Genomic DNA, 13776 nt, shown 5'->3' with positions numbered 1-13776 from the left:
GGCCCGCCCGGCCCCGCGGCCGCCCAGGCATTCCGGACCGGCGCTGCCATCCGAGGGAAATGCCGTGCGCGCAGCACATCCGTGGCGGATCATGGCGGCATGTCTGCCAAGCCGCACGAGACGCTGCCGATCCGGCTCAACGTCGACGACTCCGACTCCCCGTCCGACGTCGTCGACGCGCTGTTCCTCGGCCGCTTCGCGACGGGCGAGCAGCCGTACTCGCACGCGGCCAACATCGACCGGGTGCGGTCCGGGGCGACCCTGCTGCCGAAGGAGGCGCGGGTGCTGCGGGTGGCCCGCGACGACGACCGCAGCGCGACGCTCGCGGAGGGCGACGGCTGGACCCTCCTGGTCTCCCGCTGGAACCGGGGCGCCGACGTCACCGTCACCGCCACCACCGCCGAACTGGCCGCGAAGGTGCTGAACGAGGCGACGGACGGCGCGGCCGACGAGCCGGAACCGCAGCCGGAGAACGTCACCATGGGTTTCTGGTACGTCTCGCCGCGCCGCGGCCCGCACCGCACCACCCGGCAGATCTCCGCGGGCACCTGGGACGAGGTCCGCGCCAACTACACGGCGCCGGTCGCGGACGCGATGGACCGCCTGATGAAGACGACGCCGGAGGACATCGCGGGCCGGCTCCTGCTGCTGCACGGCCCGCCCGGCACCGGCAAGACCTCCGCCCTGCGCACCCTCGCCCGTTCCTGGCGGGACTGGTGCCAGGTGGACTGCGTGCTCGACCCGGAGCGGCTCTTCTCCGACGTCGGCTATCTGATGGACATCGCGATCGGCGAGGAGGACGGCGCCGGCAAGGGCCGCTGGCGGCTCCTGCTCCTTGAGGACTGCGACGAACTGATCCGCGGCGAGGCCAAGCACACGGCGGGCCAGGCGCTGTCCCGCCTGCTGAACCTCACCGACGGACTGCTCGGCCAGGGCCGCAACGTCCTGGTCGGCGTCACCACCAACGAGGATCTGGAGCGGCTGCACCCCGCCGTGGTCCGCCCCGGCCGCTGCCTGGCCCGGATCGAGGTGGGCCCGCTGACGCACCGCGAGGCCGTGGGCTGGCTCGGTACGGAGGAAGGTGTGGGCCGGGACGGGGCGACGCTGGCGGAGCTGTACGCGCTGCGCCGGGGCACGGCGCCGACCTCGGTGCCGGGGGCGCGGGAGGGCGCGGACGCGGGGCTGTACCTGTAGTGCTTTGATGAGGGTATGCCCCTGTTCGTCGGCACCTCGGGCTGGCAGTACAAGGACTGGCGGAACGTCCTGTACCCGGCCGATGTGCCGGTGCGCGCCTGGCTGGAGGAGTACGCGGCGCACTTCACGACGGTCGAGCTGAACAACGCGTTCTACCGCCTCCCGACCCGCGAGAACTTCGAGTCCTGGCGGGACCGGGTCCCGCCGGACTTCGTGATCGCGGTCAAGGCGAGCCGCTATCTCACGCATGTCAGACGTCTGCGGGATCCGGCGGAGCCGGTCGACCGCCTGCTGACCCACGCGGCGGGCCTCGGCGACCGGCTGGGCCCGGTCCTCCTCCAGCTCCCGCCGACGCTCAGGGCGGACCCGCCGCTGCTCGACGCCTGCCTGGCCTGCTTCGCGCGCGGTACGAGGGTGGCGGTGGAGCCGCGCCACGACTCCTGGTGGACGCGGGAGACCCGCGAGGTCCTGGAGTCCCGGGGTGCGGCCTTGTGCTGGGCCGACGTCCAGGCCCACCCCATGAGCCCCCTCTGGCGCACCACCGACTGGGCCTACGTCCGCTTCCACCAGGGCCGGGCCCGCCCCTGGCCCCGCTACGGCCGCCGCTCCCTGGAGACCTGGATCGACCGCATCGCCACGGCGTACCCCGGGAGGGCCGACGTCTACGCGTACTTCAACAACGACCCGGGCGGGGCGGCGGTACGGGACGCGGTGGCGTTCGGGAGGGTGGCGGAGCGTGCGGGGCTGACGGTGACCAGGACGCCGGAGCTGAGCACGAGCGGCTGACGCCGTGCTTCCGGCGTCGGGCCGAGCCGGGTCCGGCACCGCCGGGCACCGCCGGGCACCGCCGGGCACCGCTGTCGTGGCTGGACACCGTCGCGGCGGAAAAAGGGGGGCTCGGCGGAGGAGGGGCGTCCGGCCCGGCCGCCGCCGGCGTATTTCCTTCCGCCGCGACGGCGACCGGCCACGACGGCGCGTTCCGGCGGCGCCGAGCCGTCCTCAGCGCTCGCCGTACGCCGCCCGCACCGCATCCCGCACCGCGGACAGCGCCTCCTCCTCCCCCAGCCCCAGCCGCCGCACCCGCTCGGCGTAGGCCTGGGCGGCCAGCGACGCCTCGCGTTCCGCGGCCGAGCCCGCCGCGGCGACGAACGTGCCGTTGCGCCCCCGCGTCTCGATCACCCCGTCCGTCTCCAGGGCCCGGTACGCCTTGGCCACCGTGTTCACCGCCAGGCCCAGCGACTCGGCCAGCCCCCTGACCGTCGGCAGCCGGTACCCCACCGGCAGCACCCCGCCCCGCGCCTGCTCGGAGATCTGCGCCCTTACCTGCTCGTACGGCGGCGCGCTGTCATCGATGTGGATCTTCAAGGTCACGGCCCGATTCTCCCGCACCCGCCGGAAAATGAGAGGCATCCGGTCTCACGCCCCGCATACCGTGCGGCCCATGACAGTGATCGTGCGTGACCTGCGCCCCGACGTCCGGTCCGACGCCGAGGGCTTCGCCCGGGTCCGGCAGCTCGCCCTGCCCTTCATGCTGTTCACCCCGGAGTCCCTGGTCCACGACCTCACGCACACCCACCCCGACGCCCGTTTCCGCCAGCTGGTCGCGGAGGAGGACGGCGAGGTCGTCGGCACCGCCCAGGTCGGTCTCGCGCACGAGAGCACGGAGCCGGGCCAGGGCTTCGCCAACGTGTACGTGCATCCGGAGCGCACCGGCCGGGGCACCGGCACCCTCCTGGCCCGTACGGCGGAGGCGCACCTCTCGGCCGTCGGCGCGAGCACGTCGTACGCCTGGGTCCTGGACGCCCCGGCCAACCGCGCCTTCGCCGAGCGGCGCGGCTACCGGGCGAGCCGGTCCGCCCACTTCCTCCGGCTCGACCTCGCGCACGGCGCCCTCCCCCCGCCGCGGACTCCCCCGCCCGGCGTGGAGCTGCGCACCGCCGCCGACTTCGCCGACGACCCGCGCCCGCTCTTCGCCCTCGACGCGGAGACGACGCTGGACGAACCGAGCGACATCGACACGGAGTTCGCCGACTTCGAGGCCTGGCTGGACGGGACCTGGCGGCACCCGCTGTTCAGCCGGGAGCTGACCTCGGTCGTCGTGGCCGACGGCCGCCCCGCGGCCTTCAGCGCGGCCCGCACCGACGGCGGCACCCGGTACGGCACCGTGATGACCGGCACGGCCCGCGCCTTCCGCGGCCGGGGTCTGGCCAAGCTCGCCAAGAACGACTCCCTGCACCGGGCCCGCGCCGCCGGCTGCACGGAGGCGTTCACGGGCAACGACAGCGGCAACGGCCCGATGCTCGCGATCAACAAGTGGTTCGGGTACGAGATCTGCGCGACGGAGGTCAGGTATGTCCGTGAACTCGGCTGAACCGGCGGGCACGGTGGACGTCGTGCTGGTCAAGGCGGGCCGTACGAAGATCCGTTATCCCGCCGAGCTGCTGCGCGACGACGGCAACCGGATCGCCGTACGCGCCCCCTGGGCCGGTGACACGCCCCGCGACTTCGGCTTCGTCCGCTTCGAACAGGGCGACGTCTTCACCGAGTTCTACTGGCGGGACCGCTGGTACGCGGTGAAGGAGGTCCGCGCCGCCGACGGCACGCTGAAGGGCTGGTACTGCGACGTGACCCGTCCGGCGACGCTCGCCGGCGGCCGGCTGGTCGTCGAGGACCTCGACCTGGACCTGTGGCGCTCCGCCGACGGCACGGACGTACGGCGCCTGGACGAGGACGAGTTCGCCGAGAGCGGCCTTGCGGAGCGGGACCCGGGGGCCGCGGCGGCGGCTGTGACCGCGCTCGACACGCTGGAGTCCCTGGCCCGGAAGCCGGATTTCGCCGCCCTGCTGTCCCTGCTGCCGTGACGCCCCCTCACGTGTCCCTGCTGCCGTGCAGCCCTCTCACACCGTCGCCACCACCGCGTACCGCTCGTCGTCCACCTCCTTCCCCCACAGCACCGCCGCCGCGGACAGCGGCTCCACGCGCACGTCCGCGGCGAGCGGTGCGAGGAGCGCGGTGAGCCGGTCGGCGGGTATGCCGACCGGGGTCACGGTCCCCCACACCCCCTCCACCAGCACGAACCGTCCTCCGGGCCGCAGCAGGCCGCGCCAGTGCCGCAGCACGCGCGCGGGGTCCTGCAGCGCCCACAGCACGTGCCGTACGAGCACGGTGTCGAACAGCTGATCGCCCACCGGCGGGGCCGCCGCGTCGCCGAGCAGGAACACCGCGTCACGGCCGGCCAGCTTGGCGCGGGCCCGCGCCACCATCGCCGGGGAGCTGTCGACCCCGGTGACGCGGTGGCCCTGCTCGGCGGCGAGGAGGGCCAGGCTGCCGGTGCCGCAGCCGGCGTCGAGGACGTCGGCGGGGCGTGCGGGCAGCCACGCCCTCAGGCGCGCCGCCCAGGCCGCGCGGACCTCGGGCGTGCCGAGGCCATGATCCGGCTCCTCGTCGAACCGGGCCGCCTCGGCATCCCAGTCGACACTCACCGCAACCGTCCGATCACTTTCATTCCTCATGCCCCCAGCGTGACACCCACCACTGACACTCGATCCATGTGACAGCGACCACTGACAGACCGGCACCGATGAGGAACTCTCGCCAAAAGCGTCTACCTCCGCGACAACACGGATCTCGGTAGGCACTGAAGGAGGCAGCCATGCGCCGCACAACCGTGCAGAAGCCCCTGAAGAGGACGGACAGCCGCCGGATCCGCGAGGAGGCCGACGAGCGCCCCGCCGGACGCCCCGAGGTGCGCAAGGACATCGCACGCACCTGGTGGCCGGACGGCTGACCGTGCGCCCCCGGCGCCGTTCAGTCCAGCCGCTTGCGGTAGTGGATGCGGTCGTACGGCCCGTCCGTACGCCGCTCGACCACTTCGTACCCGTACTTCGGGTAGATCTTCCGGTTCTCCCACATCAGCGCGTTCGTGTAGAGCCTGACCTCGGGCAGGCCCAGCGCACGCGCGCGTGCGTCCACGAACTCCAGCAGCCGCCGTCCCACCCCCGTGCCGTGCGCGTCGGGGTGGACGGCGATGCTGTCGAGGAACAGGTGGTCTTCGTGGGCCTCGATGACGACGAGCCCGACCACCGGCTTCCCGACGACGAACACCCGGCCCGCGGCCACATTCGCCATGTGGTCCGCCTCCATGGGCTGCGGCACCACCCCGATCCGCGCGATGTAGTGGTGGTAGGCCATGTCGGTCACGGCCTTCACGGCCGGTACGTCGGCGGCCCGGGCGGGCCGGATCTCGTCGTTCGTCATGGCGGGAACGCTAGCTACCTCAGCGCAGTCCGAACACTCCCTTAAGGCGACCATAAGGATCTCCGTCGCCCGCCGCCAGCAGGCGATTTCACGGTTTCTTGGGGCTAGCTTTCTGATCGCCCCCACGGGATCCGGCCCGGCTGGACCGAGCCCCCCGAGGACCGTTCCGAGGAGTCTCCGCATGCGCGCAACACGCCGTCAGGTCGCCGCCGCCGTCGTGTTCGGCATGGGTGCGGTCACGTGCGCCGCCGCGCCCGCGGCCGCGCACGGCACGATGGGCGACCCGGTCAGCCGGGTCGCCCAGTGTTATGCGGAGAACCCGGAGAGCCCGAAGTCGGACGCGTGCAGGGCGGCGGTGGCGGCCGGTGGCACGCAGGCCCTCTACGACTGGAACGGCATCCGCATCGGCGACGCGAACGGGCGGCACCAGGCGCTGATACCGGACGGGAAGCTGTGCAGCGCGGGCAACGACGAGTTCAAGGGACTCGACCTGGCCCGCGCCGACTGGCCGGCGACGAACGTGAGCAGCGGGTCGTACACCTTCAGGTACCGGGTGACCGCGCCGCACAAGGGCACCTTCAAGGTGTACCTCACCAAGGCAGGCTACGACCCGGCCAAGCCGCCGGCCTGGGCGGACCTGGACCTCGACCACCCGGTGGCGACGGCAACCGACCCGGTCGCCGCCGGCGGTTTCTACACGTTCTCCGGCGCCCTCCCCGAGCGCACCGGCCGCCAGCTGCTGTACGCGGTCTGGCAGCGCTCAGACAGCCCGGAGGCCTTCTACTCCTGCTCGGACGTGGACTTCGGGGGCAGTGACGACGCCCACACCGGTACGGCCACCACGGCCTCCCCGGCCCCGGCCGCCTCCGCCCCCACCGACGAGCAGATCGCGGCCGGTGCCGGCAAGTCGACGGTCGAGCACGGCGGTCACGGCGACGACGACGCGAGCACCTCGGCCGAACCGGTCACGGCGGCGGACGCGCCCGAGCCCGCCGGAAACGCGGGGACGACGCTCGCCGCGACCGGCGGCGACGGCTCCACGCCCTACCTGGCGATCGGCGGGGCGGCCGCCCTGGCGCTGGGCTCCAGCGCGCTCTTCCTGTCGGTACGGCGGCGGGCGCCACGGCGCTGATCCCTCATGGTTCCGGGGCCTGACCGGCGGCTCAGGCCGGACAGGCCCCGGCGGCGTTCAGTTGGGCAGCGGCTCAGCTGAACGCCGACGCACAGGTGGTGGCGGTGGCGTGCGCCGGGTCGAGCGCGTTGGCCACCTCGTGGAAGGCGATCCGGTCGAAGAGCCCGATCGCCACGTGCTCGGAGAGGTCGAGCGAGCAGAGGTCCTGGAGCAGGACGTTGTGGACGTCGGAGCCGGTCAGGTACTGGCTCTGCCAGGGGGTGGCCACCTCGTCGTACTTGGTGGAGATCACCGTGTAGTGCACTCCGGGGACGGTGTCGCCGCCCGCGTTGAGCTTGGTGAGGAAGGCGGAGCCGGGGATCTGGTCGGCGAGGCCGGGGGTGGTGGCCTTGATCAGGTCCGAGGCGCCGGGGAAGTACGGCAGCAGGTTGGTGAGGCCGCTGAGGGTGGCGCCGTGGTTGTCGGGGGCGAGGCCGACGAGGGCGTTCACCTTGGCGGCACCGCCGAGGAACCTCAGGTAGTAGCGGGGCATCATGCCGCCCTGGGAGTGGCCGACGAGGTCGGCCTTGGCGGCGCCGGTCGCGGCGAGCACTTTGTCTACGAAGGCGGAGAGTTGCTCTGCCGACTTGTCGATGGGGCCGAGGCCGTAGAAGACGGGGACGCCGTCCAGCTGGCCGTAGTCGAGGGAGAAGACGCAGTAGCCGCGGTCCTCCAGGTACGGGGCGAGGGAGAGCCAGTTGTCGACGGAGTTGCCGAGGGTGCCGTGGACCAGGATCACCGGGCGGGGGTGGGCGGCGGAGGGGCGGCAGGAGTAGTCGTTCCAGCCGGTGGTGGGGGCACTGGAGGCGTGGGCGGTGGCGGCGGGAACGGTGGCGACGGCAGCGGCGAGGAGCAGCGCGGTGAGGGGTCTGAGCACTCGTTTCCAGGGCAGCATCGGGTGATCTCCTTGCGGCTCAAGGGAGGTACGACGGCCTTACGCCCTGTGATCCGGATCACGAAGGATGCTGTTCACTCATCAAGTTACGGACGAGTAGTGCAAGCGTGAAGTTACGCGTCGGTAAAACTTCCGAGTAACCGGCCGCACGCCACTCGCCTGACGGGGTGTCACCAGCTGGGCCTGAGGGGACCATAGGGCGCGATCCACCCCAAACACTCCCGCAACACGCGCACTTCCCCCTCCCCCGGCACATCACCCAGGCCCCGCACGACCTCCGCACCCGCACATCCCCGGGGGGCGGTCGGCGGGTGGTACAGGTCCCGGGAATCCGGCAGCGCGGCGAACTCGGCGGCCTTCTCGCCGCCGTCCGGCACGTGCAGCCGCGGCGAACCGGCGGCGCGGCGCGGCGGCAGGGCCTGCGTGCCCGCGCGCCCGGCAGGTCAGCAGCGCCGCACGGTCGGGACCGCCGACGGGAACGGGCGAGCGCGCAGGACTCGCGAAACCGGTGGCGGCGCCGTCAGTTCGGGGCCGCGGCCTGCATGATGAGCCTGCTGATCGCTTCCGGGTGGGTGACCAGCGAGAGGTGGCCCGCGTCGACCTCGACGGTGGTGGCCTTCATCCGCCTGGCCATGAAGCGTTCGAGCTCGGGGTTGATGGTGCGGTCGTCCTTCGAGACCGCGTACCAGGTCGGCTTCCGGTGCCAGGCGGCGACGCTCGTGGTGGGCGGCGCGGTCGACAGCGGCCCCTGGACGGCGTACAGCTCAAGCGCTTCCTTCCGGGGCACGCCGTTCGCGAAGTCCCGCAGGAACGCCTCCTGGTTCAGGAACTTGAAACCGCGCGAGGTGACGATTCCGGAGTTGACCGGCGGCGGGGGGAACTTCGCGGAGAGCGCCGCGAAGTCCTCACCGGCCTCCGGTGCGCGGGCGGCGACGTAGACGAGCCCGGTGACGTTCGGCGCGAGCCCGGCCTGGGAGATGACGGTGCCGCCGTAGGAGTGCGCGACCAGGACCGTGGGCCCGTCCTGCCGGGCCAGCGCGAAGTCCGTGGCGGCGACGTCGTCGGAGAGGGACGTGAGGGGGTTCTGCACCGCGACGACGTTCATTCCGGCCGCCTGCAGCAGCGGGATGACCTTCGACCAGGAGGACCCGTCCGCGTAGGCGCCGTGCACGAGTACGACATTGCGTACCGCGGGCCTGCGGTCACGGCCTGCCGCCCGGGCCGCCGGCGCCCCGGAGAGTGTGACGGCCGCGGCTCCGGCGCCGAGGGCAGAGAACTGACGACGACTGATCACCATCATGACCGTCCTTTGATGTACGGCTGTGTACGGGGCGGATGACCGATGGGCACGCCGGACAGGTCCCGGCGCCCTTCACCAGGGGCCGGAATGTCTCCAAAGAGCTATTTTATCGTGGGGTGGCGGCCGGTGCCCGGCGGATACGCTGCCGCCGATCGGGTCCACGCCACGCCTCCCCGGCGCCGTCGAAGTCGCGGACGGGCAGGGCGGTCTGCTTGCCGGGCGCCCCGAACACGGCCGTCACCGCCCGGCTCGGCGATCGGCCCGTCGGCCGGCTCGGCGATCGGCCCGTCGGCCGGCTCGGCGATCGGCCCGTCGGCCGGCTCGGCGATCGGCCCGTCGGCCGGTCAACCGGCCAGCGCGGCCGGCCGTACGGCCTCCGGTCCGAAGCGTCGGCGGGCGCGGTCTGCGGCGGCTTCGGCGGCGTGGGCGCGGGCGTCGCCGGGGTCCAGGGAGAGCTGCCGGTAGGCGCTGTCGGCCGGCCGCAGTCCGTCGGCGCGGATCGCGAAGGCGCGGACCCGTGCGCGCTGCAGCCCGAGGGAGGCCAGCAGCCCCAGGGCCGCCGCGGCGAGAGCCGGTGAGTGGTCGGTGGGTTCCGGCAGGGCACGGGTGCGGGTGGTGGAACTGCGGTCGGCGTACCGCACGGTGAGGGTGAGCCGGCCGGCGACCTGGCGCTCGCCGCGCAGGCGCTGGCCGATCCGGTCGGCGAGTCCCAGTACCGCGCGGTGATGCCGGGCAGGGTCGAGGGAGTCCCGGTCCAGCACGACGTCGGCGGCCAGGTGCGCCGCCGGTTCCGACGGGACGACCGGCCGGGGGTCGCGGCCGCGGGCGCGCTCGGCCAGCAGCCGGGCGGGGCCCGCGCCGAGAAGCCGCTGCAGCGTCCCCGCGGGCAGGTCGACGACCTGGCCGATGGTGTGCAGGCCGTATCTGCCGAGCGTCTGCGCCGTGGCCCGGCCGATCCCCGGGAGCGCCGTGACCGGCCGCGGATACAGCCAGTCGGCCGCGTCGGCGGCGGGAACCCAGGTCGTCTCCCCCGGCACGGAGGCGTCGGCCGCCATCGCCGCCAGCATGCGGTTGCCCGCGAGCCCGGCACTGCAGTCGATGCCGTAGAGGGCCTGCAACCTCATCATCGTCGTCTGGACCATGTCGTACGGGGACAGGTCGAAGTACCGGAGCGCCGACGTCAGGTCCAGCTGCACGGCGTCGGGCGGGACGGCCTGGACGTGCGGCGTGATGCCGGACAGGTATTCGATCACGTCGGTGTACTGCGCCTCGCTCAGTGAGGCGTGCAGGTGGAGGTGGGCGATATGCCGTTGACGCGTGCTCATCCCACTCGTTCCGCTCATCCCGCGCTCCCGGGGCTTCGGTGGCCGAACTTCTTCAGGTCGGCGGAGCGGGTGCCGGCGGGCTGGAGGTCGGCGTAGGGGTGGAGGCGGGCGCCCGCGGTGCCGTCGGCCAGGGTGCGGTGCGGCTGGGCGGGGGTCGGGTGCGGGCGGCTCGCGCCGAGGAGGGCGAGGGCGGCCTGGGGACCGTGGTCGCGGCGGGCCGCGGCGATCTCGTCCAGGTCCCAGGCCATGGTGCCGACGACGGTACGACGGGTGCCGCGCACCTGGACCGTGCCGCGGACGAGGAGCAGCCCGCTGTGGAAGACGGTGTGCGCGCAGGCCGGGTGGGAGTCCTCGAAGAACGCCAGGTCGACCAGGCCGGAGCCGTCCTCCAGAGTGACGAAGATGATCCGCTTGCCGCTCGCGATCGGCGGGGTCTGGGTCGAGGCCCGCACCCCGGCCACGAGCACCTGCTGACCGGCACGCATCCCGGCCAGGTGCGCCGCGTCGGTCGCGCCGATCTCCCGCAGCAGCCGGTGGTGGTGCTCCATCAGATGCCGGGAGACGTCGATGCCGAGGGTGTTCAGCTCCGCGCTGAGGGCCTCGCGTCCGGTCATCTCCGGCAGCCCGCTCGGTTCGGCTCCGCCGACCGCGTCCGTGGTGATGGGCAGCTGGCCCTCGTGCGCGGACCGGTTGCGGGACTGGCGATGGAGTTCGGCGATCTGGAGCAGCAGGTCGCGGCGGGTGAGCCGGCCGTCGTGCAGGCAGGTGAGCGCGCCGATCTCGGCGAGGCGTTCGGCGACCGGTCTGCTGGGGTGGGCCCGCTGCCAGAAGTCCGACAGCGACCCGTACGGCTGCCCCTCCTCGATCCGCGCGCACTCCGCCTCGCTGATGCCGCGCACCCCGGACAACGCGAGCCGCACCCCCCACCGGTCCCCGTCGGCCTTCTCCACCGTGTGCCGTACCTGGGAGTTGTTGACGTCGACGGGCAGCACGGGAACCCCGCCCCGGCGGGCGTCGGAGACCAGGACCCGCTTGGGCCACATCCCGGGGTCGTGTTCGAGCAGGCCGGCCAGCAGGAACGCCGGGTAGTGCGCCTTGAGCCAGGCGCTCTGCAACGCCGGCACGGCGAAGGCGACCGCGTGGGCCCGGCAGAAGCCGTACGCGCCGAAGGCCTCGACCGTCTTCCACACCTCGTCCCGCACCGCCGCGCTGTAGCCACGCGCGCGTGCCTTCTCGTGGAACCAGTCCCTGATCCCGGGCAGTTGCTCCTTGTCGCCGAGCGCCCGCCGGGTGATCTCCCCGAAGGCCCGGTCGCAGCCGGTCAGCACCCGCAGGGTCTCGATGATCTGCTCGTGCCAGATGGTCACGCCGTAGGTGTCCGCGAGCACCGGCTCCAGGTCCCGGTGGGCGTACGCGGGGGCACCGCCGTGCCGGGCGGCGATGTACCGCTCGGGCATGCCACCGGCGACCGGGCCGGGGCGGAAGAGGCTGATGTCGGCGATGACGTCCTGCACGTCACGCGGCTGCAGTCTCGACAAAAGATCTTGTTGACCGGGTGACTCCAGCTGGAACAGGCCGAGGGTCTGACTGGCCCGGATGAGCTTGAAGGCGAAGACGTCGTCGAGCGGTACCTGCCCGGGGTCGTCCAGGTCGATGTGGTCGCCGGTGGTGCGTTCGATTTCAGCGACCGCGTGGGCCATCGCGGACTGCATGCGCACGCCCAGGACGTCGAGTTTGATGTTGCCCAGCGCCTCGATCTCCTCCTTCGCGGCCATGGCCATGGGGTAGTCGCCCTGCGGGGTGGGCTGGACCGGCAGCCGGTCCAGGAGGCCGGCGTCGCTGACGACCACGCCGCAGGGGTGCATGGCCATGCCGTGGACCAGGGAGTCCAGGCCCTCGGCGAGCTCCCACAGGGGTCCGTAGCGGTGCGCCTCCGTCGCCAACTGCCGCAGTTCGGGCAGTTCGGCGAGCGCGCCGGTGATGTCGCAGGCGCGCAGGTGCGGGAAGCTCTTGGCGATCCGGTCCACGTCCGCGGGGGCGATCCCCAGCGCGAGACCGGTGTCCCTGAGGGCCCGGCGCGCCCGGTAGGTCTCGGGCATCGCGGTCACCGCCACCCGCTCCTTGCCGAAGCGTTCGAAGATGGTGTCGTAGCACTCCAGGCGGCGGGCGGACTCCACGTCGATGTCGATGTCGGGCAGTGACTCCCGGCGCCTGCTGAGGAAGCGTTCGAACAGCAGGCTGTGGTCGAGCGGGTTGGCGGTGGCGATGTCCAGGGCGTGGCAGACCAGGGAGCCGGCGCCGGAGCCGCGGGCCGCGACCCGGATGCCCTTGGCCCGGATGTCGGCGACGACCTGTCCGACGGCGAGGAAGTACGCGTCGTAGTTCCAGTGCGAGATGACGGCGAGTTCCTCGTCCAGCCGGGCGAGCGCCTCCCGGTCGCGGCCGAGGCCGCGTCGGGCCAGGCCGTCCTCGGACTTCTGCCGCAGCAGCCGGGCCGCACCGCCCGCTTCCGGCCCGGCGCCGAAGAGCGCCGGTTCGGGGAGGTGCGGGGTGCCGAGGCCGAGGTCCGCCTTCGGGTCGACGGTGCACGCGTCCGCGGTGGCGGCGGTGTCCGCCAGCAGCCGGCGGGCCCTGCGCGGGTCCGTTCCGGCGCAGTCAGTGATCATGCGGGCGACGGCCGCCATCCCTCCCTCGTCCTTGAGCCAGCGCTGTCCGCTGTCCAGCCGGCGCCGGTCGATGGGGCGCAGCAGCCGGGCGGCGTCCAGGACGTCGGCGAGGCGGTGCTGGCCGGGGTCGGCATAGCGGACGGCGTTGGAGAGCACGGCGGTCGTGCCGGTGCGGTCGGCCAGCGCCAGGGTGCGGGCGGCCAGGCGCAGGGATCCCGGACCCATGCCGGAACGTTTCTGCGCAACGGCTTCCAATCGAACATCCCTTCCGAAGATCTCCTGCCAGGGCGCCAGCAGCCTCATCGCGACGTCCTCCCGGCCGACCGACAGCGCCCGCACCGGCTCCGAGAGCGGGCCGAGCAGCACGGTCAGGCCGGGGCCGCCGTGCTCGCGCAGCGCCTCCCACGGCACCACCGGCGGCACACCGGACACGGCACCGACGTGGGCGGCCGACGTGATCCGGCACAGCCGCGCCCAGCCCGCCCGGTCCTGGGCGAGCAGCACGAACCGCAGCGGCGGCTCGACCACGTGCGCACCGCCGCGGGCCGGGGTGCGGCGCCGCTGGGCGGGTGGCGGGGGCGCCAGGGCCTGCACCGCGAGGTCGATGCCGAAGACCGGCCGGACCCCTTCCTTCGCACACGCCCGCGCGAATCGAACAGCCCCGGTGACCGTGTCCCGGTCGGTGAGCGCGAGCGCGGACATGCCGCGCTCGGCCGCCCGCCCGACGAGCTGCTCGGGGTGGGATGCGCCGTAGCGGGCGGAGTAACCGGACGCGACGTGCAGATGGGCGAAGCCCGTCATGCCGCACCTCCATCACTCCACCCCTTTTCAGCGATACACCCGATACGCCCGATATGTTCATCGCACCTGCGTTCGATTACTCTAACCCCATCAGCCCCGGTCGGCGACCTTCAATCGAACACACAAACGATTCTTTGGGGAGGTCCGCGGCGCCGCCCCCACTCGGC

Annotated in this window: 13 protein-coding genes; 6 read left to right on the top strand and 7 right to left on the bottom strand. The window is 73.0% G+C overall.

Annotated features, from left to right (window positions below; all coding sequences use genetic code 11):
- The first annotated feature begins 99 nt into the window (after nt 1-99).
- Entirely contained in the window at nt 100-1194 is a 1095-nt protein-coding gene (locus ACFZB3_RS46565) for a DUF5925 domain-containing protein (protein WP_391389276.1), read from the top strand.
- A 15-nt stretch (nt 1195-1209) separates the two neighbouring features.
- Entirely contained in the window at nt 1210-1980 is a 771-nt protein-coding gene (locus ACFZB3_RS46560) for a DUF72 domain-containing protein (RefSeq protein ID WP_391389274.1), read from the top strand.
- A 213-nt stretch (nt 1981-2193) separates the two neighbouring features.
- Here the strand turns inward: ACFZB3_RS46560 and ACFZB3_RS46555 are convergent, their stop codons facing one another.
- Entirely contained in the window at nt 2194-2565 is a 372-nt protein-coding gene (locus ACFZB3_RS46555; RefSeq protein WP_391389272.1) for a GntR family transcriptional regulator, read from the bottom strand.
- A 70-nt stretch (nt 2566-2635) separates the two neighbouring features.
- Between ACFZB3_RS46555 and ACFZB3_RS46550 the strand changes: the two genes are divergently transcribed.
- Entirely contained in the window at nt 2636-3565 is a 930-nt protein-coding gene (locus ACFZB3_RS46550) for a GNAT family N-acetyltransferase (RefSeq protein ID WP_391389270.1), read from the top strand.
- Nucleotides 3546-4055 carry a DUF402 domain-containing protein gene (locus ACFZB3_RS46545; RefSeq protein ID WP_391389268.1) on the top strand — a complete coding sequence of 170 codons (510 nt, stop codon included), beginning with the start codon at nt 3546-3548 and terminating at the stop codon, nt 4053-4055. The genes ACFZB3_RS46550 and ACFZB3_RS46545 overlap by 20 nt, the downstream gene beginning before the upstream one ends.
- A 36-nt stretch (nt 4056-4091) precedes the next feature.
- Here ACFZB3_RS46545 and ACFZB3_RS46540 read toward each other — a convergent pair whose 3' ends face one another.
- Nucleotides 4092-4706: a methyltransferase domain-containing protein gene (locus tag ACFZB3_RS46540; RefSeq protein WP_391389264.1), complete on the bottom strand. Its 615-nt coding sequence runs from the start codon at nt 4704-4706 to the stop codon at nt 4092-4094.
- 140 nt (nt 4707-4846) lie between these two features.
- Between ACFZB3_RS46540 and ACFZB3_RS46535 the strand changes: the two genes are divergently transcribed.
- Nucleotides 4847-4981 (top strand): hypothetical protein, encoded by a 135-nt coding sequence (locus tag ACFZB3_RS46535; RefSeq protein ID WP_089102986.1) that lies wholly within the window; start codon nt 4847-4849, stop codon nt 4979-4981.
- A 20-nt stretch (nt 4982-5001) separates the two neighbouring features.
- On the opposite strand, the gene ACFZB3_RS46530 is transcribed toward ACFZB3_RS46535, so the two are convergent.
- Nucleotides 5002-5451: a GNAT family N-acetyltransferase gene (locus ACFZB3_RS46530; protein ID WP_391389261.1), complete on the bottom strand. Its 450-nt coding sequence runs from the start codon at nt 5449-5451 to the stop codon at nt 5002-5004.
- Nucleotides 5452-5632: 181 nt separating this feature from the next.
- Between ACFZB3_RS46530 and ACFZB3_RS46525 the strand changes: the two genes are divergently transcribed.
- Complete coding sequence (locus ACFZB3_RS46525) at nt 5633-6583, top strand: lytic polysaccharide monooxygenase (protein ID WP_391389259.1); 951 nt, start codon at nt 5633-5635, stop codon at nt 6581-6583.
- Between the two features lie 73 nt (nt 6584-6656).
- On the opposite strand, the gene ACFZB3_RS46520 is transcribed toward ACFZB3_RS46525, so the two are convergent.
- The 4 genes from ACFZB3_RS46520 to ACFZB3_RS46505 form a co-directional block, all read right to left on the bottom strand.
- Nucleotides 6657-7517: an alpha/beta fold hydrolase gene (locus ACFZB3_RS46520; protein WP_391389257.1), complete on the bottom strand. Its 861-nt coding sequence runs from the start codon at nt 7515-7517 to the stop codon at nt 6657-6659.
- A gap of 520 nt (nt 7518-8037) precedes the next feature.
- Nucleotides 8038-8817, bottom strand: coding sequence for an alpha/beta fold hydrolase (locus ACFZB3_RS46515; protein ID WP_391389255.1), 780 nt, complete (start codon nt 8815-8817; stop codon nt 8038-8040).
- Between the two features lie 344 nt (nt 8818-9161).
- A complete protein-coding gene (locus ACFZB3_RS46510) occupies nt 9162-10142 on the bottom strand; it encodes an ImpB/MucB/SamB family protein (protein ID WP_391389253.1) in 981 nt (326 codons plus the stop codon).
- Between the two features lie 14 nt (nt 10143-10156).
- Entirely contained in the window at nt 10157-13609 is a 3453-nt protein-coding gene (locus tag ACFZB3_RS46505) for a DNA polymerase III subunit alpha (protein ID WP_391389251.1), read from the bottom strand.
- Between the last annotated feature and the right edge of the window lie 167 nt (nt 13610-13776).

The sequence above is a fragment of the Streptomyces sp. NPDC008092 genome (assembly GCF_042957285.1).
Classification (GTDB): domain Bacteria; phylum Actinomycetota; class Actinomycetes; order Streptomycetales; family Streptomycetaceae; genus Streptomyces.
The sequence above is the reverse complement of the archived record's forward strand: the minus strand, read 5'-3'. Positions and strand labels throughout refer to the sequence as shown.